The organism is Microbacterium sp. SZ1 (genome assembly GCF_002362255.1).
Taxonomy (GTDB): Bacteria; Actinomycetota; Actinomycetes; order Actinomycetales; family Microbacteriaceae; genus Microbacterium.
Genome location: NZ_LPVV01000023.1, coordinates 106103 through 129186 on the forward strand (window position 1 = coordinate 106103; position 23084 = coordinate 129186).

At 70.6% G+C, this 23084-nt stretch carries 23 protein-coding genes; 16 read left to right on the plus strand and 7 right to left on the minus strand.

All coding sequences use genetic code 11. From position 1 onward, the window contains the following. The first annotated feature begins 10 nt into the window (after nucleotides 1-10). The 5 genes from AUC47_RS10335 to AUC47_RS10355 all read left to right on the plus strand — a co-directional run bounded on the left by AUC47_RS10335 (nucleotide 11) and on the right by AUC47_RS10355 (nucleotide 3302). Nucleotides 11-808 (plus strand): sulfite exporter TauE/SafE family protein, encoded by a 798-nt coding sequence (locus AUC47_RS10335; protein ID WP_096715109.1) that lies wholly within the window; start codon nucleotides 11-13, stop codon nucleotides 806-808. A gap of 64 nt (nucleotides 809-872) precedes the next feature. Further along, nucleotides 873-1328: an FAS1-like dehydratase domain-containing protein gene (locus tag AUC47_RS10340; RefSeq protein WP_096715110.1), complete on the plus strand. Its 456-nt coding sequence runs from the start codon at nucleotides 873-875 to the stop codon at nucleotides 1326-1328. Further along, on the plus strand, nucleotides 1328-1726 hold the full coding sequence (locus AUC47_RS10345) for a MaoC/PaaZ C-terminal domain-containing protein (protein WP_096715111.1): 399 nt from the start codon (nucleotides 1328-1330) through the stop codon (nucleotides 1724-1726). Before AUC47_RS10340 ends, AUC47_RS10345 begins: the two co-directional genes overlap by 1 nt. A 14-nt stretch (nucleotides 1727-1740) precedes the next feature. Further along, entirely contained in the window at nucleotides 1741-2871 is a 1131-nt protein-coding gene (locus AUC47_RS10350) for a UDP-N-acetylmuramate dehydrogenase (RefSeq protein WP_096715184.1), read from the plus strand. Nucleotides 2872-2903: 32 nt separating this feature from the next. After that, nucleotides 2904-3302, plus strand: a complete 399-nt coding sequence (locus tag AUC47_RS10355; RefSeq protein WP_096715112.1) for a VOC family protein — start codon at nucleotides 2904-2906, stop codon at nucleotides 3300-3302. A gap of 107 nt (nucleotides 3303-3409) precedes the next feature. On the opposite strand, the gene AUC47_RS10360 is transcribed toward AUC47_RS10355, so the two are convergent. Both AUC47_RS10360 and ald read right to left on the minus strand, forming a co-directional pair. Then, nucleotides 3410-4612, minus strand: coding sequence for a pyridoxal phosphate-dependent aminotransferase (locus AUC47_RS10360; RefSeq protein WP_096715113.1), 1203 nt, complete (start codon nucleotides 4610-4612; stop codon nucleotides 3410-3412). Between the two features lie 81 nt (nucleotides 4613-4693). Further along, complete coding sequence (gene ald, locus AUC47_RS10365) at nucleotides 4694-5788, minus strand: alanine dehydrogenase (protein ID WP_096715114.1); 1095 nt, start codon at nucleotides 5786-5788, stop codon at nucleotides 4694-4696. Between the two features lie 122 nt (nucleotides 5789-5910). On the opposite strand from ald, the gene AUC47_RS10370 reads away from it, so the two are divergent. Continuing rightward, nucleotides 5911-6420: an Lrp/AsnC family transcriptional regulator gene (locus tag AUC47_RS10370; protein WP_096715115.1), complete on the plus strand. Its 510-nt coding sequence runs from the start codon at nucleotides 5911-5913 to the stop codon at nucleotides 6418-6420. 117 nt (nucleotides 6421-6537) lie between these two features. Here the strand turns inward: AUC47_RS10370 and AUC47_RS10375 are convergent, their stop codons facing one another. The 3 genes from AUC47_RS10375 to aceA all read right to left on the minus strand — a co-directional run bounded on the left by AUC47_RS10375 (nucleotide 6538) and on the right by aceA (nucleotide 10065). Beyond that, nucleotides 6538-6972, minus strand: coding sequence for a hypothetical protein (locus AUC47_RS10375; protein WP_096715116.1), 435 nt, complete (start codon nucleotides 6970-6972; stop codon nucleotides 6538-6540). A gap of 92 nt (nucleotides 6973-7064) precedes the next feature. Next, a complete protein-coding gene (gene aceB / locus AUC47_RS10380; protein ID WP_096715117.1) occupies nucleotides 7065-8720 on the minus strand; it encodes a malate synthase A in 1656 nt (551 codons plus the stop codon). Between the two features lie 19 nt (nucleotides 8721-8739). Then, entirely contained in the window at nucleotides 8740-10065 is a 1326-nt protein-coding gene (gene aceA / locus AUC47_RS10385; RefSeq protein ID WP_096715118.1) for an isocitrate lyase, read from the minus strand. A gap of 134 nt (nucleotides 10066-10199) precedes the next feature. Here aceA and AUC47_RS10390 point away from each other — a divergent pair, with 134 nt between their 5' ends. The 3 genes from AUC47_RS10390 to AUC47_RS10400 all read left to right on the plus strand — a co-directional run bounded on the left by AUC47_RS10390 (nucleotide 10200) and on the right by AUC47_RS10400 (nucleotide 14163). Next, a complete protein-coding gene (locus AUC47_RS10390) occupies nucleotides 10200-11651 on the plus strand; it encodes a helix-turn-helix transcriptional regulator (RefSeq protein WP_096715119.1) in 1452 nt (483 codons plus the stop codon). Between the two features lie 265 nt (nucleotides 11652-11916). After that, nucleotides 11917-13500: a glucoamylase family protein gene (locus AUC47_RS10395; protein ID WP_096715120.1), complete on the plus strand. Its 1584-nt coding sequence runs from the start codon at nucleotides 11917-11919 to the stop codon at nucleotides 13498-13500. A 36-nt stretch (nucleotides 13501-13536) separates the two neighbouring features. Then, nucleotides 13537-14163 carry a TetR/AcrR family transcriptional regulator gene (locus AUC47_RS10400; protein ID WP_096715121.1) on the plus strand — a complete coding sequence of 209 codons (627 nt, stop codon included), beginning with the start codon at nucleotides 13537-13539 and terminating at the stop codon, nucleotides 14161-14163. 87 nt (nucleotides 14164-14250) lie between these two features. On the opposite strand, the gene AUC47_RS10405 is transcribed toward AUC47_RS10400, so the two are convergent. After that, a complete protein-coding gene (locus AUC47_RS10405) occupies nucleotides 14251-14904 on the minus strand; it encodes an amino acid deaminase (protein WP_256999524.1) in 654 nt (217 codons plus the stop codon). A gap of 134 nt (nucleotides 14905-15038) precedes the next feature. Between AUC47_RS10405 and AUC47_RS10410 the strand changes: the two genes are divergently transcribed. From AUC47_RS10410 to AUC47_RS10435, 6 genes are read left to right on the plus strand one after another with little or no spacing between them, the layout of a single operon-like run. After that, on the plus strand, nucleotides 15039-15749 hold the full coding sequence (locus AUC47_RS10410; protein WP_096715122.1) for an HAD family hydrolase: 711 nt from the start codon (nucleotides 15039-15041) through the stop codon (nucleotides 15747-15749). A 2-nt stretch (nucleotides 15750-15751) separates the two neighbouring features. Next, complete coding sequence (gene phnD / locus AUC47_RS10415; protein ID WP_096715123.1) at nucleotides 15752-16741, plus strand: phosphate/phosphite/phosphonate ABC transporter substrate-binding protein; 990 nt, start codon at nucleotides 15752-15754, stop codon at nucleotides 16739-16741. 1 nt (nucleotide 16742) lies between these two features. Further along, the gene (phnC, locus tag AUC47_RS10420; RefSeq protein ID WP_256999525.1) at nucleotides 16743-17567 is read left to right on the plus strand and encodes a phosphonate ABC transporter ATP-binding protein; all 825 of its coding nucleotides are present in this window, start codon (nucleotides 16743-16745) and stop codon (nucleotides 17565-17567) included. Beyond that, complete coding sequence (gene phnE / locus AUC47_RS10425) at nucleotides 17564-18370, plus strand: phosphonate ABC transporter, permease protein PhnE (protein WP_096715124.1); 807 nt, start codon at nucleotides 17564-17566, stop codon at nucleotides 18368-18370. Before phnC ends, phnE (AUC47_RS10425) begins: the two co-directional genes overlap by 4 nt. After that, a complete protein-coding gene (gene phnE, locus AUC47_RS10430; protein WP_096715125.1) occupies nucleotides 18367-19203 on the plus strand; it encodes a phosphonate ABC transporter, permease protein PhnE in 837 nt (278 codons plus the stop codon). The genes phnE (AUC47_RS10425) and phnE (AUC47_RS10430) overlap by 4 nt, the downstream gene beginning before the upstream one ends. After that, on the plus strand, nucleotides 19190-20059 hold the full coding sequence (locus AUC47_RS10435) for a MurR/RpiR family transcriptional regulator (protein WP_256999526.1): 870 nt from the start codon (nucleotides 19190-19192) through the stop codon (nucleotides 20057-20059). The genes phnE (AUC47_RS10430) and AUC47_RS10435 overlap by 14 nt, the downstream gene beginning before the upstream one ends. 4 nt (nucleotides 20060-20063) lie before the next feature. Here AUC47_RS10435 and AUC47_RS10440 read toward each other — a convergent pair whose 3' ends face one another. Continuing rightward, nucleotides 20064-21572 carry a PucR family transcriptional regulator gene (locus AUC47_RS10440; RefSeq protein WP_096715126.1) on the minus strand — a complete coding sequence of 503 codons (1509 nt, stop codon included), beginning with the start codon at nucleotides 21570-21572 and terminating at the stop codon, nucleotides 20064-20066. Nucleotides 21573-21681: 109 nt separating this feature from the next. On the opposite strand from AUC47_RS10440, the gene gabT reads away from it, so the two are divergent. Then, nucleotides 21682-23043 carry a 4-aminobutyrate--2-oxoglutarate transaminase gene (gene gabT, locus AUC47_RS10445; protein ID WP_179297581.1) on the plus strand — a complete coding sequence of 454 codons (1362 nt, stop codon included), beginning with the start codon at nucleotides 21682-21684 and terminating at the stop codon, nucleotides 23041-23043. Nucleotides 23044-23084: the final 41 nt, after the last annotated feature.

A 23084-nucleotide genomic window follows, 5' to 3' on the forward strand; every position in this document is an offset into this window, starting at 1 on the left:
GGCTGTTCCGGTGAGTGATGCGCAGACCCTGAACCGAGGGCCCCGCGCCGTCGTCTCCTTCATCGGCATCGGCCTGACCGCCGGCCTGCTCTCGGGGCTCTTCGGAGTCGGCGGCGGCACGGTCATCGTCCCGTTGCTCGTGCTGTTCCTGCACTTCAACCAGCGGCTCGGTGCGGGCACGTCCCTCGCAGCCATCGTGCCCACCGCCACGGTCGGCGTCGTGTCGTACGCAGTGCACGGCTCGGTGGCGTGGATACCCGCGCTCATCCTCGCAGCGGGATCGGTCGTCGGCGCCCAGATCGGGACCCGCCTGCTGCCGAGGATCTCGCAGACGACCCTGCGGTGGTTCTTCGTCGGGTTCCTGATCGTCGTGATCGTCAGCCTCTTCCTCGTCATCCCATCGCGCGATGCGGCTTTCGACCTGACCGTGCTGAGCGGCATCGCGCTCGTCGTGGTGGGCGTCGCCACCGGCATCCTCGCCGGACTCATCGGGGTGGGCGGCGGCGTGATCGTCGTGCCGATCCTCATGCTCGCGTTCGGTACCAGCGACCTCGTCGCGAAGGGCACCTCGTTGCTGATGATGATCCCCACCGCGATCTCGGGCACGATCAGCAACCTCCGCAATCACAACGTCGACCTCGTCGCCGCCGCCGTCGTCGGGATCTCGGCGTGCGCGACCACGGCGCTCGGTGCGTGGCTCGCGACGCTCATCGATCCGATGCTCGGCAACATGCTGTTCGCGGCATACCTCGTCGTCATCGCCGTGCAGATGGCGACGAAAGCGATCAAGGGCCGTCGGAAGGCCTGACCGCGCTCCTTTCCACCGGCCACCCCGGGTCTCGGCCAGAGCCCCGAGAACGTAGGATCGAGGGGTGGCAGTCAATCAAGAGCTGATCGGTCGGGAGTTCCCGCCGACCGCCCCCTATCTCGTCGGTCGTGAGAAGGTTCGCGAGTTCGCTCGCGCGGTCCTCGCCGACGCCCCGCAGCACACCGACGTCGACGCGGCTCGTGCCGCCGGTTTCTCCGACGTCGTCGCGCCCCCGACCTTCGCGATGGTCATCCAGGACCTCACGCTGCAGCAGCTGCTGAGCGAGCCGGACTCGGGCATCGAGCTCGCTCGGACGATCCACGCCGAGCAGCGCTTCGCCTACACGCGCCCGATCGTCGCGGGCGACGAGCTCACCGCGCAGCTGCGCGTCACCGGCATCCGCATGATGGGCGGCAACGCCATGATCACCAGCGAGGCCGAGATCGCGGATGCCGAGGGCGAGCACGTCGTGACCGCCACGAGCGTCCTGCTCGTCGGCGCGGAAGAGGGAGTGCAGTGATGCCGTACGCCGTCGGAGACGTCATCGCCGAGCGCACCGTCCACCTCACCCGCGAGTCCCTCGTGCGCTATGCCGGGGCATCGGGCGACTTCAACCCGATCCATTACCGCGACGACGTCGCCGCGGCCGTCGGGCTCCCCGGTGTGCTGGCGCACGGCATGCTCACCATGGGAATCGCCTCGTCGGTCGTCGTCGCGGCGCTCGAGCCGACCGCCCGCGTCATCGACTACGGCGTGCGGTTCACCAAGCCCGTCGTCGTCAACCCCGAGAACGGTGCCGACCTGCACGTGCTCGCGACCGTGGGCGCCGTCGACGAGAACGCCACACGCATCGACCTCAAGGTCACGTTCGGCGAGACGACCGTGCTCGTCAAGGCGCAGCTGCGCGTCGTCGCGTGATGGGGCAGTTCGTGGTGCGCGAGGTGGAGCCGCTGCAGCTCTCGACGCTGACGACCCTGGGCACCGGCGGCACGCCGGAGCGGATGCTGGAAGCCACCACCCGCGACGAGCTGATCGGCGCGCTCAGGGACGTATGGTCGCGCGGCGAAGACCTGCTCGTGCTCGGCGGAGGGTCGAACCTCTTCGTCGGCGACGAGTCGTTCGAGGGCACCGTCGTCCGCGTCCTGACGCGGGGCATCGAGGAACTGCCGTCGCCGCACCCCGGCCGCGTCCGGCTGCGCGTCGAGGCCGGCCACGGCTGGGACGACCTCGTCGCGTTCGCGGTTGAGCACGGGTACGCCGGCCTCGAGGCGATGAGCGGCATCCCCGGCACCGTCGGCGCCGCGCCCGTTCAGAACATCGGCGCCTACGGCCAGGAGATCCAGGAGACGCTGGTCGAGGTCGACCTCATCGACGAGTCCACCGGCGAGGTGTCGACCGTGCCGGCTGCCGACCTCGGGCTCGGCTTCCGCACATCGGTGTTCAAGCATCACTACGGCAGCGAGCCCGAGCGCCGCGCCGTGATCCTCTCTGTGACGGTCGACCTCCTCGTCGCCGGTGAGCGGGTCGTGCGGGGCGAGCAGCTGCGGCGTGCGCTCGGGCTGAGCTCGGACGAGCCCGTGCCTCTCGCGTGGGTGCGAGACCGCATCCTCGCCACGCGCGCCTCGAAGGGGATGCTGTGGAATGAGGACGACCCCGATACACACGGCGTCGGCTCCTTCTTCCAGAACGCGATCGTGCCCGAGTCCGTCGCCCGGACGCTCCCGCCGGAGTGCCCCCGTTGGCCGGTGGCGCCCGATCTCGACGCGGTGACGGTCATCCCGCTGCACTCGTACGAGGGCCTCGTGCCCGCGGCGAAGACCGAGGCGCCGGACGTCAAGGTCAGCGCCGCCTGGCTCATCGAGCAGGCCGGGATCCGCAAGGGGTTCAAGCTGCCGAGGTCGCGGGCGTCGGTCTCGACCAAGCACGCGCTCGCCCTCACCAATCGTGGAGGTGCCACGGCCGCCGAGGTCTCGGAGCTCGCGCGCTTCATCCAGAGCCGGGTGCACGCCGAGTTCGGACTCGTGCTGCAGCCGGAGCCGGTGCTGCTCGGCGTGGAGCTGTAGGCCCCGACGGAGGTCCGCCGTACACTCGCCGCATGAGCGGACTCATCCCGTACCTGCTGTTCCCCGGTAACGCCGCAGAGGCCCTGGAGCTCTACCGCGGGGTGTTCGGCGGAGAGCTCGACACCATGACGTACGCGGATGCCGGTCGGCACGACGGTCCCGCCGACGCGATCGCGCACGGCCAGCTCACGGGCCCGGTGCAGCTCGCCGGCGCGGATGCCGGCGCCGACGACGATGCGGTGCAGATGAGCGGCATGTTCCTGTCGCTGCTCGGCACGGCGGATGCCACGACGCTCACGAGCTGGTTCGATCAGCTGTCGGCGGGAGGCCGCGTGATCGACGCGCTGCAGCAGCGGCCGTGGGGTGACTACGACGGCACGCTCGTCGACCGCTACGGCATCCGCTGGCTCATCGGCTTCCGGGAGGAGTGACGGCTGGCGGAATAGCGCGTTTCGTCTCGTCGCTGCGCTCCTCGCTCAACGACCAGGAACTGACCGGTCGTTGAGCGAGCGAAGCGAGACGAAAGGCGTCTCGAGTCTCAGGAGGCGAACAGGCGCTGCAGGCGCTGCACGCCCTCGAGCAGCTGGTCGTCGCCGAGCGCGTACGACATGCGGATGTAGCCCGACGGGCCGAACGCCTCGCCGGGAACGACAGCGACCTCGGCCTGCTCCAGGATCAGGTCGGCGAGCTCGAGCGAGGTCGTCGGTGTCACGCCGCCCCAGGTGCGGCCGAGCAGGCCCTGCACGTCGGGGTAGACGTAGAACGCACCCAGCGGGTTCGGCACGACGAGGCCGTCGATCTTCGACAGCTCCGAGACGATCAGGCGACGGCGGCGGTCGAATGCCTCGCGCATCTGCTCGGCCTCGGTCTGGGGGCCGTTGAGCGCGGCAATCGCGGCCTTCTGAGCCACGTTGTTCACGTTGCTCGACAGGTGCGACTGCAGGTTGCCGGCGATCTTGATGGCGTCGGCCGGGCCGACCATCCAGCCCACACGCCACCCGGTCATGGCATAGGTCTTGGCGACGCCGTTCACGAGGATCGTCTGGTCCGCGACCTCGGGGACGGCCGCGACGATCGAGGTCGCCGTCGCGCCCTCGTAGGTGAGGTTCTGGTAGATCTCGTCGCTGATGACCCAGATGCCATGCTCGAGCGCCCACTCGCCGATGGCCTTCGTCTCGTCGGCCGTGTACACCGAGCCGGTCGGGTTCGAGGGCGAAACGAAGACGAGCACGGTCGTGCGCTCGGTGCGGGCGGCCTCGAGCTGCTCGACCGTGACCTTATAGTCCTGGTCGGCACCGGCGAAGACCTCGACCGGCGTGCCGTCGGCGAGGCGGATCGCCTCGGGGTACGTGGTCCAGTACGGGGCCGGCAGCAGCACCTCGTCGCCGGGGTTCACGACGGCCTGGAAGGCCTGGTACACCGACTGCTTGCCCCCGTTGGTGACGATGACCTGGCCGGGAGAGACCTCGAGGCCCGAGTCGCGGAGCGTCTTGGCGGCGATCGCCTCGCGCAGCGCGGGCAGGCCAGGAGCCGGCGTGTACCGGTAGCTGGCCGGGTCCGCGAGCGCCTCGGCCGCGGCATCCACGATGAACTGCGGTGTCGCGAAGTCCGGCTCGCCGGCGGCGTACGAGATGACGTCCTTGCCCTCGGCCTTGAGGGCCTTGGCCTTGGCGTCGACCTTGAGGGTCGCCGACTCTGCGATGGCGGACAGCTTGCGGGAGAGGGGTGCGCGTTCGGTCACGTTACGAGCGTACCCGGCCGCATCGGCGCGGCGGAGGGGAGGAGGTCGACAAGAATCCGGGTTCTTTCGCGTCGGTCCGGCTCAGGCGGTGACGAAGCCGTGGGCCTGGGCGACGGCATCCAGCGTGATGCGCCCGCCTTGCACGTTCAGACCCTTCGCCAGCGACGGGTCGTCGGCTGCGGCGCGCTCCCAGCCCTTGCCGGCGATCGCCGAGACGTAGGGGAGCGTGGCGTTCGTGAGCGACCGGGTCGCGGTCTCGGGAACGGCGCCCGGCATGTTCGCGACGCAGTAGTAGATCGACTCGTGCACGGCGAACGTCGGGTCGTCGTGGGTGGTGGGGCGCGAGCCCTCGAAGCATCCGCCCTGGTCGATGGCGATGTCGACGAGCACAGAGCCCGGCTTCATCGCCGAGACCATCTCGTCGGTGACGAGCTTGGGGGCCGCCGCTCCCGGGATCAGCACCGAGCCGATCACCAGGTCGGCGGTCGTGAGCGCCTCGGCGATGTCGTAGCGGCTCGACGCGCGGGTCTCGAGCGCGCCGCCGTAGCGATGCTCCAGCTCGCGCAGCCGGGGCAGCGAGATGTCGATCACGGTCACCTGCGAGCCGAGACCCAGGGCGTTCGCCGCAGCGTGCTCTCCCGCGACCCCTCCGCCGATCACGACGGTCTTGGCTCGGGGCGCTCCGGCGATACCGCCCATGAGAACCCCGCGCCCGCCTGCCGAGCGCATGAGCGAGTATGAGCCCATCGTGACCGAGAGGCGACCGGCGATCTCACTCATGGGGATGAGCAGAGGCAGGCTGCGGTCCGGCAGCTGCACGGTCTCGTAGGCGACGGCCGTCGTGCCCGCGTCGACGAGCGCGGTCGTGAGCGCGCGATCGGCGGCGAGGTGCAGATACGTGAACAGCGTCAGGTCGTCGCGCAGAAAGCCGTACTCCTGGGCGATCGGCTCCTTGACCTTGATGAGCAGCTCCGCTTCACCCCAGGTCTCCTCGGCGGTCTCGACGATCTCGGCACCGGCTGCGCGGTAGGCGTCGTCGGAGATGCCCGACCCGACTCCCGCTCCTGCCTGAACGAGGACGCGGTGGCCCTCGTGGACGAGGCGGTCAGCACCCGCGGGGGTGAGCGCGGTGCGGTTCTCGTTGTTCTTGACCTCAGTGGGCACGCCGATCTTCATCGATCCTCCTGGTGACGCGGTGCAGTGCGGTGCGGTGCGTCAAGAATCGCAGGAACATCGGATCTGCAACAGAATCAGTGAAGAGGATTCGACAGAGCGCGGCATCCTGAATAATCATTCGCATGAATGCCACCTCCGGACCCACGCGGGCGAACACCCTTCGGGCTCCCGCACTGGATGCGACGGACGCCAGAATCGTGCAGCTGCTCAGTGCAGACGGCCGCATGACGAACGCCGAGCTGGCCGCGCACCTGGGCGTCGCCCCGTCGACCGCCCACACTCGGCTGCGCGCGCTCGTCGACCGCGGCGTGATCAGCGGATTCCATGCGAGCGTCGACGAGCGGATGCTGGGCGCCGGCCTTCAGGCCGTCATCGGCGTCACGCTGCGCCCGAGCGGCCGACGGGAGAGCATCGTCGAGTTCGCTGACCGGGTGCGCGTGCTGCCGCAGGTCATCCAGGTGTTCTTCCTCGGCGGCGACGACGACTTCCTACTGCACATCGCGGTCTCGGACTCCTCGGAGATGCGGGAGTTCGTGCTGGAGCACCTGTCAGCCCAGTCCAGCGTCGCCTCGACCCGCACGAGCATCGTCTTCGACTACCACCGCAACTCGGTGGCGGCCTCCTTCCGCTGAGGCCGGTGCCGAGCCAGGATGCATGCCGGATGCACGGATGCAGGTCGCCGTGCCGGCATCCGACCTGCATCCGTGCTTCCGGCCTGCAGGTGGGTGGTTCGCGGAACGGGAGGTGCCTCAGGCTCCGAAGGATGCCGGGAGGGCGCAGTAGTCCGCGAACCGGCGCGAGGGATTCGCCGGATCTGTCAGATCGACGAGCGCGGAGGCGACCGAGTGCGGCTGCTCGTCGCCCGCGAGCTGCCAGAGCGTGAAGTTCCAGAGCCCGCGGGACTTCTCGCTCAGGAGGGCCGCCGGGCCCGACACGATCAGCACCGTGCTGTCGGCGGCGTCCGCGCGGAACGGCGTGATGACGCCGGCGCGCAGCGCCTCGTCGTCGCCGTCGACGGTGTGCTCGCGTGCGACGGTCTGGCCGGCATCCGTCAATGCGGCGGCCAGGGCGTCGGCTGCGCGGCGCGAGCGCTCGGCATCCGCTCCCGCCACAGCGAGAAGGCGCTTGCCGCGCGGATAGAGGTGCAGGAACTCTGCGGCGATCCCGGTCCAGGTGTCGGTCATGGATTCAGGCTACGCCCGTGGAGAGGGGCGTGACCCGAGACCGCCGAAGGGTCCGGATGCCGTGCAGCATCCGGACCCCTCCCGCAGCCGGTTCAGGCCTCCTCGACGAGGAAGCGCGAGTAGGCGCCGACCGTGAGGAAGGCCGGGAACTCCGGCCGCAGGGCGACCTCTCGGAACACCTCGGCGGCGTCGTCGAAGCGGTCGCCGGCCGACCGGGTGGCCCGGGCGAGCACGTCCGTGATCAACCCCTCGACGTACTCCGCCGTGATCGGCGTGCCGTCGTCGGTGGTGCGGTCCTGGTGGATCCACTGCCACACCTGCGAGCGGCTGATCTCGGCGGTCGCGGCGTCCTCCATGAGGTTGTCGATCGCCACGGCCCCGAGTCCGCGCAGCCAGGCCTCGAGATAGCGGATCGCCACCGAGACGTTGTCGCGCACGCCCTGCGCGGTGATCGGACGCCCGATGTGCAGATCGAGCAGATCTTCGGGAGCGACCGACACCTCGGGACGCTGGCGGTCGACCTGGTTCGGACGGTCGCCGAGCACGGCGTCGAACTCGGCCTGAGCCGTCGGGATCAGGTCGGGGTGGGCGACCCAGGTGCCGTCGAACCCGTCGCCGGCCTCACGCTTCTTGTCGGCCGAGACCTTGTCGATCGCTCGTGCCGTGACCTCGGGGTCGCGCCGGTTCGGGATGAAGGCGCTCATGCCGCCGATCGCGTACGCGCCCCGCTTGTGGCAGGTCTGCACGAGCAGCTCGGTGTACGCCCGCATGAACGGCACGGTCATCGTGACCTCGCTGCGGTCGGGGAGCACGAAGCGGGCGCCGCGGCCGCGGTAGTTCTTGATGATCGAGAAGATGTAGTCCCATCGTCCGGCGTTGAGGCCGGCGCAGTGGTCGCGCAGCTCGTAGAGGATCTCATCCATCTCGAACGCGGCCGGCAGCGTCTCGATCAGCACGGTCGCGCGGATCGTGCCATGCGGGAGACGCAAGTACTCCTCGCTGAACGAGAACACGTCGTCCCACAGCTTCGCCTCCTCGCTCGACTCGAGCTTGGCGAGGTAGAAGTAGGGTCCCCGACCGTTCGCGATGAGCTCCTCCGCGTTGTGCAGGAAGTACAGCCCGAAGTCGACGAGAGAACCGGATGCCGCGGTGCGGCGCCCCGCGCGGTCGATGAACGCGAGGTGCTTCTCGGGCAGGTGCCAGCCCCGCGGACGCATCACGATCGTGGGGGTGCGCTCCGCGGTGACGCGGTACTCCTTGCCCTCGGGGGAGGTGAAGGAGAGCTCGTCGCGGATCGCATCACGCAACGACAACTGACCCTCGATCACGTTCTTCCAGGTGGGACTCGTGGCGTCCTCCTGATCGGCGAGCCAGACGCGCGCGCCGGAGTTCAGCGCGTTGATCGTCATCTTCGGATCGGTGGGTCCGGTGATCTCGACGCGGCGGTCCTCGAGGCCGGGTCCGGCGCCGGCGACCCGCCACGACGCGTCGTCGCGGATGTGCCGGGTGTCGTCGCGGAAGCGCGGGTCGTGGCCGTTGCCGATCTCGAAGCGTCGCCGCATCCGGTCGGCCAGGCGGTCGTGCCGACGCGAGGCGAAGCGGTGGTGCAGCTCGGTGAGGAACGCGATCGCCTCGGGCGTGAGGATCTCGGCGTAGCGCTCGCGCATCGGCCCGGTGACGGTGATGGCCGGACCCTGCTGGGTCGTCTGGATGGGAGCGGTGGTCGGGGGAGCGGTGGGAGTGGTCATGATCGGTGTCCTTTGAGAGTCAGTGGAACTGCGCGGTCTCGGTGGAGCCGGCGAGGGCGAGCGTCGCGCTGTCGGGGTTGAGCGCGGTCGAGATGACGTCGAAGTAGCCGGTGCCCGCCTCGCGCTGGTGCTTGGTGGCGGTGTAGCCGTCGGCCTCGGCGGCGAACTCGGCCTCCTGCAGCTCGACGTACGCGCTCATGGCGCGCTCGGCGTAGCCGCGGGCGAGGTCGAACATGGAGTGGTTCAGGGCGTGGAAGCCGGCCAGAGTGATGAACTGGAACTTGTAGCCCAGGTCGGCGAGCTCGCGCTGGAACGTCGCGATCTCGGCGTCCGAGAGGTGGCGCTTCCAGTTGAAGCTCGGCGAGCAGTTGTACGCGAGCATCTTGCCGGGGAACTCCGCGTGGATCGCCGCCGCGAACTCGCGCGCCAGTTCGATGTCGGGCTCACCCGTCTCGACCCAGAGCAGATCGGCGTACGGTGCGAACGCGAGGCCGCGGCTGATGACCGCCTCGATGCCGGGGCGGATGCGGTGGAAGCCCTCGGCGGTGCGCTCGCCGGTGAGGAACTGCTGGTCGCGCTCGTCGACGTCGCTCGTCAGCAGGTCGGCGGCGAGAGCGTCCGTCCGCGCGATGATGACGGTGGGGACGCCCGCGACGTCGGCTGCGAGACGAGCCGCGTTCAGCGTGCGGATGTGCTGCTGGGTCGGCACGAGGACCTTGCCGCCCAGGTGGCCGCATTTCTTCTCGCTTGCGAGCTGATCCTCCCAGTGGATCGCCGCTGCACCCGCCTGGATCAGGGACTGCGCCAGCTCGTAGGCGTTCAGCGGGCCGCCGAATCCGGCCTCGGCATCGGCGACGATCGGCGCCAGCCAGTCCTGGGTGATGTTCCCCTCGGCGTGCTCCAGCTGGTCCTGGCGCAGCAGCGCGTTGTTGATGCGGCGCACGACGGCCGGCACCGAGTTCGCGGGGTACAGCGACTGGTCGGGGTAGGTCTGACCGGCCAGGTTGCCGTCGGCCGCGACCTGCCAGCCCGAGAGGTAGATGGCCTTGAGCCCGGCGCGCACCTGCTGCACGGCCTGGCCGCCCGTGTAGGCGCCGAGTGCGCGCACGTACTCCTCGGTGTGCAGGAGGTTCCACAGGTTCTCCGCGCCGCGGTGGGCGAGCGTGGAGTCCTCCCGGACGGAGCCACGGATGCGGATGACGTCGTCGGCCGTGAAGGTGCGCTCGACGCCGTCCCAGCGGGGGTCGGTGTCCCAGATCTCCTGCAGCTCGGCGGCCGTCTGGACCTGGTCGCCCGCCCGCAGGCCAGCAGGACGAGGGGTGCGGTTCTCAGCGGTGTTCGACATGGTGTCTCCTTCATCGGATTCCGGCGGCGGTGCCGGGTGGCGTGTAACCACGATCGATGAAGAACGGCCCTGATCCGCACCGGTTTGGGGGAGAAGATCCTGCAAAATTCTGTTTCTGTGACAGAATCGCGCCCATGGACCCTCTCAGCGACGAGAACGAGACCGACGCCCTCACGATCGGTCGGCGCATCAGGCAGCTGCGCACCGCGCGCGGGATGACGCTCGACGACCTCGCCTCGGCGGTCGATCGCGCACCGAGCCAGCTGTCGATGATCGAGACGGGCAAGCGTGAGCCCAAGCTCACGCTGCTGCAGGCGATCGCCCGCGCGCTCGGGGTCGCCATCGACGCCCTGCTCGAGGGCGAGCCGCTCGACGAGCGCAGCGCCGTCGAGATCGCGCTGGAGCGGGCGATGAAGGGTCAGACGTTCCAGGCGCTGGGCATCGAGCCCTTCCGCATCGCGAAGAGCGTGCCGACCGAAGCGCTCAAGGCCCTGCTCGCGCTGCACGGCGAGATCGACCGGCTCCGCGACGAGCGGGCGGCGACGCCGGAGGAGGCGCGGCGCGCCAACGTCGAGCTGCGGCACCTCATGCGGCGGCAGGACAACCACTTCGCCGACCTCGAGGCGAAGGCGTCGGAGATCCTCGCCGCCGTGCGGCATCCGGGCGGCCCGCTCACGCAGCGGACGGCCTCCGAGATCGCCGCCTACCTCGGCTTCACGCTGCACTACGCCCCCGACCTGCCGCAGACGACGCGGAGCGTCGCCGACCTTGCGAACGGACGCCTCTACCTCTCGAGCCGGGTGCCGGCGAAGGGCGACGCACGCACCGCGGTGCTGCAGGCGCTGTCGAGCCGCATCCTCGGCCACGCCGAACCGCGCAGCTACGCCGAGTTCCTGCGCCAGCGCGTCGAGACGAACTACCTCACCGGGGCGCTGCTGATCCCCGAGGCCCACGTGGTGCCCGCGTTGCAGGACGCGAAAGCTCGCCGATCGATCTCCATCGAGGACCTGCGCGACGCCTACTCCGTGTCGTACGAGACCGCCGCGCACCGCTTCACGAATCTCGCGACGCGGCACCTCGGCATCCCCGTCCACTTCCTCAAGGTGCACGAGTCGGGGACCATCACGAAGGCCTATGAGAACGACGACGTGAACTTCCCGACCGACCGTCTCGGTGCGATCGAGGGGCAGATGTGCTGCCGTCGCTGGACGAGTCGGGTGGTGTTCGAGGAGGACGACCGGTTCAACCCGTACTACCAGTACACCGACACCGGGAACGGGACGTACTGGTGCACCGCCCGCGTCGAAGCGTCGAGCGAGGGGCTGCATTCGGTGAGCGTCGGCGTGCGCTTCGACGACACGAAGTGGTTCGTGGGGCGCGACACCAGCCACCGCGGAGTCTCGAAGCACTCGATCGAGGTGTGCTGCCGCCGCGCCCCCGCGGAGCTCGAGGAGCGCTGGCGCGAGCACTCCTGGCCCAATGTGAAGACGCCGCGCACCCTGCTCGCGACGCTGCCGACCGGGTCGTTCCCGGGGGTGGACACGACCGACGTGTACGAGTTCCTCGAGGCGCACGCGCCGCACTGAGCGCGTTTCTCCGTGCGCCGCTCGTGCGTGCGCGGCATCCCTCCGCCCAGACCCACCACGCGCGTCCAGACCCGCCTCCGCAGACGTCCGGGGTGGTGGGTCTCGACGCGCAGGGTGGGTCTCGGCGTCGGGAGGGAGGCGTGTCGCGAGACGTGGCGGGGTCGGGAGGGAGGACGCGAGGGGTTGAGTGAACACCGAACACCTGTTAGGTTTTCACGAATCGGAGCGCTGCGATCGGCGGCGCCGTTCTCGACGAGGAGACACGATGAAGCGATGGATGAGCGCAGTAGCGACCACCGGACTGGTCGTCGCAGGACTCGCAGTCGCGGGCCCCGCTGTCGCGGGCGGTAACGGCGATGGGCACGGCGGTGGCCATGGCGGCAAGCCCGGAACCGAGGAGCTGAACCGCTGGGCGGTCGACACCTGGCGATCTCTCGACGCGATGACCGACGAGCAGACCGGCCTCCCGTCCGACAACGTGACCGGTGACCTGCAGACCGCGGGCGCCTACACCTCGCCGACCAACATCGGCGGATACCTGTGGTCGACCGTCACGGCGCGCGACCTCGGCATCATCGGCGACGACGAGGCGCACGACCGCCTCGCGACGACGCTCGACACCCTCGCAGGCCTCGAGCGCAACGACGCGAGCGGCATGTTCTACAACTGGTACTCGCCCACCACGGGGGAGAAGCTCACGACGTGGCCGGACTCCGGCGACCCGGTGTACCCGTTCCTCAGCACGGTCGACAACGGCTGGCTCGCTGCCGCTCTGCGCATCGTGCGCGAGGCCGAGCCCGACCTCGCCGCGCAGGCCGACACCCTTTATGACTCCATGGACTTCGGGGCGTTCTTCGACCCCGCCGGCGCTGCCGGGCTCCCGGCCGGCACGAACCGCGGCGGGTTCTGGGATGCGGCTCCGCCGGACTGCAGCGTCGAGGCGCCCATGTACAACGGCTCCGGCGCGACCGCCTATTACACGTGCCATCACTACGACACGACCGTGAGCGAGAGCCGCATCGCGACCTACCTCGGCATCGCGAACGGACAGATCCCCGCGACCGCGCTGTACGGCACGCACCGCACCATGCCCCCTGGGTGCGACTGGGCGTGGCAGGAGCAGCTCCCGCAGGGCGAGTACCGCACCTACGACGGCGTCGAGGTCTGGGAGGGCACGTACCAGTACGGCGGGATGTCGTTCGTGCCGAGCTGGGGCGGCAGCATGTTCGAGTCGCTGATGCCCGATCTGCTCGTGCCCGAGACGAAGTGGGGCCCGAGGTCGTGGAAGCTCAACCACCCGATCACGGTCGCCGTGCAGAAGCAGCACGGCCTCGACGAGGCGGGCTACGGCTACTGGGGCTTCTCGCCGGCGAGCGACCCCTTCGGCGGCTACGCGGAGTACGGTGTCGACATCGCCGGCATGCGGTCGGACGGCTACACATCGGACACCGAGAAGACCGACGTCGACGTCGACCGCCCCGGATGCTCGACGGGCACCAATCCCGACCCCGAGTTCGGTGACGGCGTCGTGACCCCGCACGCGGCGTTCCTCGCGCTGCCCTACGACCGTCAGGGCGCCCTGAGCAACCTCGAGGGCATCGAGAACGACCTCGACGCCTACGGTCCCGGCGGCTTCTACGACGCTGTCGCCGTCAAGAGCGGCGCGATCGCCGAGCGCTACCTGTCGCTGGACCAGTCGATGATCATGGCCGCCATCGGCAACGAGCTCACGAAAGATACACTCAAGGACTACTTCGTGGACCGCGAGATGGAGCAGACGCTGCGGCCGGCGATGAAGCAGCAGGTATTCGGCTCGTCGTGGGGAGCGGGGCACGGCCACGGCGGCTGAGCCCCCTCACCCCGCGTCGGCGGACGGGAGCGGGCAGTGAGCGCGGATCAGCAGCCGGTCACCGGGCGTGGGCGCCGCGGCCCCTACGCGGCAGGTCAGGCCAGGCGGCAGGCGATCGTCGAGGAAGCGCTCGCGGTGTTCTCCCGCACGGGGTTCCACGGGGGATCCCTGCGGGAGATCGCGAAGCGCGTCGGCGTCACGCCTGCGGGTCTGCTGCACCACTTCGCCGACAAGGAGGAGCTCTTCGCCGAGGTGCTGCGGCAGCGCGACGAGAAGGTGCGCGCCGCGGCGGGGGAGCCCGCCGAGCACACGCTCATCGAGCAGGCGAAGCGCGTCGTGTCGTACAACCAGACCTCTCGGGGCCTCACCTCGCTGTACGCGATCGTGTCGGCGGAGGCCACGGATCCCGACCACCCGTCGCACGCGGAATTCGCCGCGCGCTACCGCGAGCGGGCCGCCGAGGCCGAGGTGATCCTGCGGCGGGGGCAGGATGCCGGCGAGGTGCGCGCCGACATCGACCCCGCCCATGCGGCGCGTCTGATCAGTGCGGTGATGGACGGCATCCAGCTGCAGTGGCTGCTCGACGACTCCGTCGACATGGTGCCGCTGTTCGAGGAGTTCGTGGGGCGGTATCTGAACCCGGCGCCCGGTACGGACGGCTGAGGGGGCCCCGCGCGGCTGACCGTGTCGCGACCGCCGGGCAGCGGTCGGGGGAATCGCCAGCCATCCGGGCGCTCGGCGGACCGAGGGTCAGACCGCGTTCCAGCGCAGTCGCGGATCGGCGATGAACTCCGCGAGGACGGCGTCGGCGTCGCCCACCGGGAACATCGTCACGAGAAGCGGCTCCGCCCCCGTCGCGGGTGCGACCTCGTAGGCGAGGGCGGCCGGTCCGCGCGTCGCGCTGAGGGCGACGCGGCTCTCGCGGCCCTCGACCGTGCGGGCGGCGCCGGCCGCCGGCGACCTCAGCAGGGCGGATGCCGCTGCCGTCGCGCGCGTCAGCAGGGTGGGCCCACCTCGCCACGGTGAGAAGGCGTCGCGGGGGAGGGTGCACGCCTCGGCCAGGGCGGGTTCGATCCACCGGTCGCGCTTCAGGCCGTACGGCGTCTCGGTGAGCGAGAGCAGATAGCCGTAGCAGTGCAGCAGCCCGGCGTTGCCGACCGGCCACTCTTGGTCGAGCCCTGCGCGGTCGTGAAGCTCGTCGAAGAGGGCGCGGGTGATGACGGGCGAGCCCGTGTTCTCGTCGATGACCGTCGAGCGCCCCCAGGCGTCGAAGCGCGCTGCCGCGCGATCATCCGCGATCGCCCCGAACAGCCAGGGGAGTGCGGCGACCGCCGAGCGGGCCCCGCCGGCGGTGCCGTCGCCCCCGATCGTCGCGGCTCGGGTGAGGTCGTCGAGTTCGGACACGGCGCTCACGATACGCGAGGACTGTGGACGCATTGTTCACGTGACGTTCACGCTGCGTGGTCGTTCTGTCCATCATCGCCGCGCATGCTGGACGGAGCGTCCGCACGACTGCGGCGGATCGCGGAAGGCACCCGGTGAACTCCATCCTCCTCTTCGATTTCGACGGCACGATCGCGCTCGGCGACGGCCCGGTCCTCGCCTACGCCCGGCAGGTCGCCGACGGCCTCGGTGAGCGCGGAGACGGGCTCGTCGACGGCATCCGCTCGGCCCTGGCCGCCGCCGAAGCCGGCGCGCTCGACGGCTACGACGCGGTGCGTCGAGCGGCGCTGGAGCGGGGAGCGGATGCTGCGCTGCTCAGCTCCGCCTACCGAGCGAGCCGTGAGCAGCTGGCCACCGCGCACGCCCCGATCACCGTCCCCGAGGGGCTCGCCGAGCTGCTGGCCGCAGCCGAGGGACGCGCCGAGCGCCTGCTCGTCACGAACGCTCCGGCCATCCGCCTCGACGAGGCGCTGGACGCGCTCGGGCTGACCGGCCTGTTCGACCGGATCGTCACCAGCGCCCGCAAGCCCGCGGGTCTCGAGGCGCTGCTCGCGGAGCTGCCCAGTGATATCCGGGTCCTCAGCGTCGGCGACATCTGGCACAACGACCTCGCCCCGGCGCACGCCCGCGGCCACGCGACCGCCCTGCTCGGAGGGTTCCCCGACCCCGCCGCCACCCCGACCTTCCGTGCATCCGACTTCGCCTCTCTCGTCCCCGGGATCGAGACATGGCTGCACGCCGAGGCCCCTGCTCCCGTCCCCTCCGCTCATCGCACCTCCACCACCTCCACACACATCGAAGGATGAACATGCGCACCTCCCCCCTCCGCCGTTCCACGTCCGGCCTCGTCGCCGCCGGCGCGCTGCTGACCGTGGTCCTCGCAGGCTGCTCGAGCAGCACGGCCGCCCCCGAGGAGTCGGCCGCTCCCGCCGCCGATCCCGAATCGCTCGTGCTCGCGCTGGTCCCCTCGCAGGATCAGGACGGCCTCGTCGAGACCGCTTCGCCGCTCACCGACTACCTCACCGAGGAGCTCGGCATCGAGGTCACCGGCGTCGTGTCGAAGGACTATCAGGCCGCCGTCGAGGCCATGGGTGCCGGCCAGGCGCAGATCGGCTTCCTGCCGTCGCTGCAGCTATGGCAGGCGAACGACATGTACGACGCCTCGGTCGTGCTGCAGACCGAGCGCAACGGCAACATCACCTACCCGGCGCAGTTCATGACGAACAACCCCGACAAGTACTGCGACGACGAGCCGGTCGAGCGCGACGGGATGCTGTTCTGCAACGGCGCCGACGCGATGACGGGTCCCGCAGGCCTCGACAGCATCGACAAGGTGAAGGGCGCGAAGGTCGCGCTCCTCGGTCCCGGCTCGCCCGCCGGCTACATCTACCCTGTGCTCGCTCTGCAGGAGGCGGGCCTGGACACCGACGCCGACATCGAGCAGATCCCGGCCACGGCGAACGACGCCTCGGTGCTGGCGGTCTACAACGGCGACGCCGAGGTCGGCTTCAGCTTCTGGGACGCCCGCACGATCGTGCAGAAGGACACCCCGGACGTCGGCCAGAAGGTCGTCGTGTTCGCGATGACCGAGGAGATCCCCAACGACGGCGTCGCCGTCTCGGCGGACCTCTCGCCCGAGCTTCAGGAGCGCATCACCACGGCGCTCGAGGACTTCTCGAACACCGAGGAGGGTGCGGAGATCCTCACCAGCATCTACTCGATCACCAAGCTCGCGCCGGCCGACCCCGACTCGCTCGACGTCGTCGCGCGCGCCGCCGAGGCCCTGGGGCTCCAGTAAGTTGTCCGACCAGATCCAGCACGTGGACGCCGCAGCTCCGGCTGCGGCGTCCACGCCGTGGGCGATCCGCCTCGACGACGTCACCGTGCGATACCCGAACGGGACGATCGGCCTGAACCAGGTCTCGCTCGACATCGAGGCGGGCGAGATGGTCGCGGTCGTGGGGCTCTCCGGCTCGGGCAAGTCCACGCTGATCCGCACCATCAACGGCCTCGTCCCCACGACCTCCGGCACCCTCGACGTCGGCGAGCATCGCGTGAGCGGCGCCTCGCCCCGCACGCTCCGGCGCCTTCGCGGCGATGTCGGGATGGTGTTCCAGGGGTTCAACCTCGCCGGACGCGCGAGCGTGCTCCAGAACGTGCTCGTCGGCCGCCTCGCGCACACTCCGCTGTGGCGCACGCTGCTCGGCGCGTACCCCGAGGCCGACCGTCAGCTCGCGTATCACGCGCTCGATCGCGTCGGCATCCTCCCGAAGCTCCACTCGCGCGCCTCGGATCTGTCCGGCGGACAGCAGCAGCGCGTCGCGATCGCGCGCGCGCTCGCTCAGGAGCCCCGCATCGTGCTCGCCGACGAGCCGGTCGCGAGCCTCGACCCGCCCACCGCGCACGGGGTCATGAACGACCTGCGCCGCATCAACCGCGACCTCGGCATCACCGTGCTCGTCAACCTGCACCTGCTCGATCTCGCCCGCGAGTACGGCGCGCGCATGATCGGCATGCGCGCGGGAGAGGTCGTCTACGACGGCCCGGCCACCAGTGCGACGGATGCCGACTTCGAGAGCATCTACGGACGCTCGCTCACCCCGGAAGACCGGTTGGACGCGTGACCGGCGCTCCGCCTCCGCTCGACATCCCGGCGCGCCCTCGCGGTGCGTGGAAGGGGCCGGCGATCGCGCTCGCCATCGTGATCGCCACGGTCGTCATGTGCCTGCCGGGCATCGGCATCGGCGTCGATCTCGCGGCGATCGCCCGTAACTGGCAGAACGGCGCCGACAAGGTCGTGAAGCTGCTCCTGCCCGATTGGAGCTTCTTCCCGCGCACGATCCCGCCGCTCATCGAGACGCTGCAGATGGCCGTCATCGCGACGGCGATCGGCGCGGCGGTGTCGCTGCCGCTGAGCTTCTGGGCCGCGCGCGCGACGAACGCGAACGCCCCGGCACGGATCGTCGTGCGCGGCATCCTCAACGTCATCCGCAGTGTTCCCGATCTGCTCTACGCCGCGATCCTCGTGGCGATGGTGGGGGTCGGCGCGCTCCCCGGCATCCTCGCGCTGCTCCTCTTCAACGTCGGCATCATCGTGAAGCTCGTCTCCGAGGCGATCGACACGAACGACCGCGGCCCGCTCGAGGCGGGGCGCGCGGTGGGCGCCACGCAGGCGAAGATCAACCGCACGCTCGCACTGCCCGACGCGTGGCCGGCGTTCGCGAACCAGACGCTGTACGTCTTCGAGCTCAACGTCCGCGCCTCCACCGTGCTCGGACTCGTCGGGGCGGGAGGCATGGGGCTGCTCATCGACGCGGTGCGCACGTTCTACCGCTACGACCAGCTCTCGCTCATCATCCTGGAGATCCTCATCGTGGTCATCGTGATCGACCTCGTCTCCGACGCGATCAGACGGAGGCTCGTGTGACCGCCCTCAGCCCGGAACGCACCCACGGCCCCACTGTCATCCCGGACCGCTCGCGACGCCCCTGGCTCGTGGCCGGCTGGGTGCTCGTCACGGCCGTCGTCGTGCTGGCCTTCTGGTCGATCGACATCAGCTGGGGGCGCCTGCTCGACCTGCCCGCCGAGATCGCGCGCTACACGGTGCTCATGTTCGGGAGCCCGAACTGGGAGAAGCTGCCCGAGGCGCTCTGGCAGACCTGGCGGAGCATCGAGATGGCGTGGGTCGGCACGATCCTCGGAATCCTGCTCGCGACGCCGCTGAGCCTGATCGCCGCCCGCGGCTTCGGTCCCGCCTGGCTGCGGGCGCTCCTGCGCGGGCTGTTCTCGCTCATCCGCGCGGTGCCCGAGATCATCATCGCGATCGTCATCCTCTCGGTCACCGGACTCACCCCGTTCACGGGAGCCCTCGCCCTCGCGATCAACGGCATCGGCACGCTCGGCAAGTGGGGCTACGAGGCCGTCGAGGCCGTCCCGCGCGGGCCCATCGAGGCCGCGCGCGCGGCCGGCGGCGGCACGCTCCAGGTGCTGCGCTGGGGCGTCTGGCCGCAGGCCGAGCCCGCCTTCTGGTCGTTCTGGCTCTACCGCTTCGAGATCAATGTGCGCTCCTCGGCCGTGCTCGGCCTCATCGGTGTCGGCGGGATCGGCGACATGCTGACCTCGTACACGCAGTACCGTGAGTGGTCGACGGTGGGTGTCCTGCTCATCGTGGTCGTCGTCGTGACGATGCTCATCGACGGAGTCTCCGGCGCGATCCGCCGTCGCATCATGGAGGGAGCCCGCGCCCGTGTTCTCGCCTAGCGCCCCGCCCAGCGCCCGCATCGCGGCGGTCCTCAACACCATGCAGCCCGCCGAGCGGCGGGTCGCCGAGCTGATCGTCGGGTCGGCGGATGCCGTCGTGGAGTGGACAGCGCAGGAACTCGCCGACCGGGCCGGCGTCGGCCGCGCCACGGTCGTGCGGACGTGCCAGAGCGTCGGCTACCGCGGATACCCGCAGCTGCGGGTGGCGCTCGCCGCCGAGCTCGGCTCCGCGCCGGGGGAGGATGCCGTCGACCACGGCTCCGGCGTGCTGGGACGGATGCGAGGCGAGATCGTCAGGCTTGCGTCGTCGCTGCCGGCGCTCACGAGCCTTCTCGATGCGGAGGCGGTCGCCGATGCGGTGCGCCTCGCGGCATCCTCCCGTCGCCTGCTGGTGCTGGCGAACGGTCTGTCGTCGCCGATCGCGAGCGACCTGGCGATGCGCCTGACCGCAGCCGGACGTCCCGCCGAGTTCATCGCGGACGCGATCGCCCAGCAGATCGCGGCCCGGCACCTGACCGCGGACGACGCCTGCCTCGTGATCAGCGGCTCAGGAGCGAACGAGGCGAGCCTGCGCGTCGCGACGGCCGCAGCGCGCGGAGGCGCCCGGGTCATCGCGCTCACCTCGTTCGCATCGTCCCCGCTCACCGAGGTCGCCACGCACAGCCTCGTGATCGCGCCGTCGGGCGTGAGCTTCCGGGAGGAGCTGCAGCACGCCTCGCGTGTCGCCTACCTCGTGTTCGCCGAGGTCTTCTCGGCGGCCGTCACCGCCGAGCGTGGCGGCGACGCGGTGCGGGCGCGGGCTCACGCGCTGGAGGTCGTGTCCGACAACCTCGGCGAGGGCGCGGGGGAGTCGTAGCGACTCACTCGCGCGCGGTCTGCAGCAGCGCCCACAGTTCGGCGCGAGCCGGGAACGAGGAGAGGTCGGCGCCGAGCAGCGTTCCCGCCTGAGCGATGCGCGACCGCAGCGTGTGGCGGTGCACGCCCAGCGCTGCGGCGGCCGACTCGGCCTTCGCGTCGTGCTCGAGCCATACGCGCAGCGTCTGCTCCAGGTCGCCGCCCGAGCGGGCATCGCTCTCGCGCAGGGGCGCGAGGCGGGACTCGGCGAGCAGACGCGCCTCGTCGGTCGCGAGCGCGCTGAGGATGCTGGAACCGACCGCGTCGGCGTAGCGGTGGACTCCCGCATCAGCCTGCCGGTGCAGTGCCGCGACGGCCTGCGCGTGCGCGCGTGAGAAGGCGTCGTACGACTCCGCTCCCGACGCGCCGATGCGGATACCGAACCGCTCGGCTGCCTCGTCGAGCAGCCCCTCGTCGGCGGCCGACACGCACAGCGTCACGCCGTCGTCGGACTCGGCGACGAACGATGCCGTGCCCTCGTCCGCACGGCGTCGATCCCACCAGTCGGTCAGTGGCCCCGCCGGGGCGCCCGCGGCGACGGCGACGACGATCGGGGCGGGCGGCAGTGAGCCGAGTACCCGTCGCGCGAGCGCGGGATCGTCGGTCTGCAGCGACGACAGCAGCTGCGAGTGCAGGCGCCGCCGGCTCCGTGCGAGCTGCTCGCTCTGCTCGAGCGCGAGTCCCGCCATCGCGATGACGGAGGTGACCACGGTGCGCGCCTCGGGGTCGAGGCCGTCGATCCCGAGTGCGATGACGCCGCGCAGACGCCCGCCGCGTCCGATCGTGAACAGCATGAACGAACGGTCGCCGGCGGTGAACGACTGCCCCGCCTCGAGCCCGCGCGTCAGCACCTCGGCGACATGCTGCCCCAGCACGTCCTTGGCCGCATCGGGGAGCTCGTCGCGGGGGTGCGACGACTGCAGCGCCCCCGAGGCGTCGTACATCCCGACCCAGACGCCGAGCCGTCGGCCGAGCTCGGCGAGGGTGGCGTCGAGCCCCCGAGGGCGGAGGGCGGCGAGGGCGAGCGCGCGCTGCGTGTCGAGCGCCCAGGAGCGCCGCGCATACGCCTGGGCGGCGATCGCCTCGGAGTGCGCGCGCGCCACGGCGATGAATGGCGTGCGGTAGGGGACCTCGAACAACGGCATCCCTCGCCGAGCGCAGGCGATGACGAGCTCGTCGGGGATGCCGGCGCGATGCACCTCCGTTCCGAAGCCGAGTCCGCGCACGCCGCGGTCGGCGAGCCGGTCGACGTACACGTCCACGCCCGTGTCGGCGTCGAACTGGACCCCGGTGGTGAGCAGGGCGAGGTCCTCCGCGAGGAACGGCGTCGGGTCGGCGAGGTCGGAGCTGTGCACCCAGCGCAGGGGGCTCCCCAACGCGTCACCAGGGAGTTCCTGCGGGTCGGACACGAGGCGCAGGCCGAGGTCGCGACGCCGCAGCAGCGCTCGCAGGGTCGGCTCGTCGGCGACCTCCATCCGTGCCTCCTCACGCGTCGGCCGGCGATGTACGCTCCGGCGAATCCCTCGCACAGATTGTACAGTCCGGCGAATGCCCGTGCGGCGACGACGGTCGTACGCTCGCGTCATGGCTCTCCTCGACACCGACACCGCGACCGTTCCCCTCGGCGGACCCGACCTCCCCCAGGAGCGTCGACTCGTCACCGAGCTTCCCGGGCCCCGCTCGGCCGAGATCCTCGCCCGCAAGGCCGAGGCCGTGCCCGCGGGCGTCGGCCACACCGTGCCCGTCGCGGCCGTCGCCGCGGGCGGAGGCGTCGTCGTCGACGCCGACGGCAACTCGCTGATCGACCTCGGGTCCGGCATCGCCGTGACGACGGTCGGCAACGCGCACCCGAAGGTCGCCGCCGCCGTCGCCGCCCAGGCCGCGCAGTTCACGCACACCTGCTTCATGATCTCGCCGTACGAGTCGTACATCGAGGTCGCCGAGGCACTCAACCGCCTCACGCCCGGAGACTTCGCCAAGAAGAGCGCGCTGTTCAACTCCGGTGCCGAGGCTGTCGAGAACGCGATCAAGATCGCCCGCAAGCACACGGGCCGCCAGGCCGTCGTCGCCTTCGACCACGGCTACCACGGCCGCACCAACCTCACCATGGCGCTCACCGCCAAGTCGATGCCCTACAAGAGCGGGTTCGGTCCGTTCGCGCCCGAGGTCTACCGCGCACCCATGTCGTACCCGTTCCGCGACGGCCTGTCAGGGCCCGAGGCGGCGGCCCGCGTCATCCTGCAGCTCGAGAAGCAGGTCGGGGCCGACAACCTCGCCGCCGTCATCATCGAGCCCATCCAGGGCGAGGGCGGGTTCATCGTTCCCGCCGACGGCTTCCTCCCGGCGATCCTCGACTGGTGCCGCGCGAACGGCGTCGTCTTCATCGCCGACGAGGTGCAGACCGGCTTCGCCCGCACCGGCCACATGTTCGCGAGCGAGATCTTCGGCATCGAGCCCGACCTCATCACCACGGCCAAGGGCATCGCCGGCGGTCTGCCGCTGGCCGCCGTGACCGGTCGCGCCGAGATCATGGACGCCTCGCACACCGGCGGCCTCGGCGGCACCTACGGCGGCAACCCGATCGCGTGCGCCGCCGCGCTCGCCGCGATCGACGTGTTCGAGAACGACGGCGTGATCGAGCGTGCCCGTGAGATCGGCGAGATCCTGAAGAGCCGCCTCACGTCCCTGCAGCAGGACGACGCGCGTATCGGCGACATCCGCGGACACGGCGCGATGATCGCCGCCGAGTTCGTCGACCCCGAGACCCAGGCTCCGGATGCCGCGCTCACGGCCGCCGTCGCCAAGGCGGCGATCGCCAAGGGCGTGATCGTGCTCACCTGCGGGACCTACGGCAACGTCATCCGCTTCCTGCCCCCGCTGGCGATCGGCGACGACCTGCTGAACGAGGGGCTCGACGTCATCGCCGAGGCGCTCGCGTCGGCCTGAACCACGGCCGCTGAGGCGGTTCCACACACGTCCGGCCGCGA